Here is a 1,227-nt window from a genome sequence, read left to right as displayed (position 1 = left end):
CGATAAATACTTGCTTAAAGATAAAGAAAACTAAGGAGTTATCCAAATATTTTGAACGATTTTTAATACAAAAGAATAAACATTGGAAAGGAAGGTTTTTAGACAGTTTGACGTTCCCAATCTTTTGAATATGTATTGAAATATTCTGGACGATTTACTACCAAGGAACAGTATGGAAATATTATTTTAAAATCGAATTCTAAAGGTGAAATACTTCGTTTGAAAGATGTTGCCAATATTGAATTTGGAAGTTCAATGTACGACATTTATTCAAACTTAAATGGTAGACCTTCGGCTGCAATTGCTATTAAACAATCATACGGAAGTAATGCAAGCCAAGTTATTGAAGATGTAAAGGAAAAATTAGCAGAAATTAAAAAATCTTCATTTCCAAAAGGGGTAGATTACGAAATAAGTTATGATGCTTCAAAATTCCTTGATGCTTCTATCGAAAAAGTTCTTCATACTTTAGTTGAAGCATTTATATTAGTAGGATTGGTCGTCTTCTTATTTTTAGGAGATTGGCGTTCGACAATTATTCCTGCCATTGCAGTACCTGTTTCACTTATTGGAACATTTATTTTCATGCAGTTTTTTGGGATTACAATAAATCTTGTTACTTTATTTGCACTTGTTTTGGCGATTGGCGTCGTTGTTGATGATGCCATTGTAGTCATAGAGGCAGTACATGCCAAGATGGAAGAAGATCCTCATCTGGGGCCACTCAAAGCTACAAAAAGGGCAATGCATGAAATTAGTGGAGCTATTATAGCGATTACTTTTTTGATGGCAGCAGTGTTCATACCCATTGCGTTTATGTCTGGCCCAGTTGGAATATTCTACCGACAGTTTTCAATCACTATGGCAACAGGAATCATTTTGTCAGGTGTTGTAGCATTGACACTTACACCTGCACTTTGTGCAATGATGTTGAAAAAAACTCACGGTATAGCAAGAAAGAAAAGTCCGTTGAACAATTTCTTGGATGGTTTCAACGATAAATTCAACCAACTTACAGGGAGATATCAAGGCGTACTAGGAAAAATCGTTAATAAAAGAGCCATAACTTTTGGAATGTTTATTGCTTTTTGCACTGGAATATTTTTCTTAAATAATAACCCGTTGGGTGTAATTAAACTATTTGTGTTTTAATATTGTTTATTGGTCTTTCAAAAATAAATCTATTGATGAATTGAACCAAAGTTAAAGCTGTTATTTTAGCTAAAA

General features: G+C 33.2%; 2 pseudogenes. One reads left to right on the top strand and one right to left on the bottom strand.

Annotated features, from left to right (window positions below):
- Positions 1-111: 111 nt before the first annotated feature.
- Positions 112-1,134 (top strand): annotated as a pseudogene (locus IR213_RS16110) (efflux RND transporter permease subunit); the annotation flags it as partial.
- Here IR213_RS16110 and IR213_RS16105 read toward each other — a convergent pair.
- A pseudogene (locus IR213_RS16105) lies at positions 1,133-1,227 on the bottom strand (IS982 family transposase); the annotation flags it as partial. The pseudogenes IR213_RS16110 and IR213_RS16105 overlap by 2 nt on opposite strands.

Origin of the sequence: Flavobacterium soyangense, assembly GCF_015277675.1 — a bacterium.
GTDB lineage: Bacteria > Bacteroidota > Bacteroidia > Flavobacteriales > Flavobacteriaceae > Flavobacterium > Flavobacterium soyangense.
Note: the sequence above shows the minus strand (reverse complement) of the source record. Positions and strands in the feature narration are given on the sequence as shown.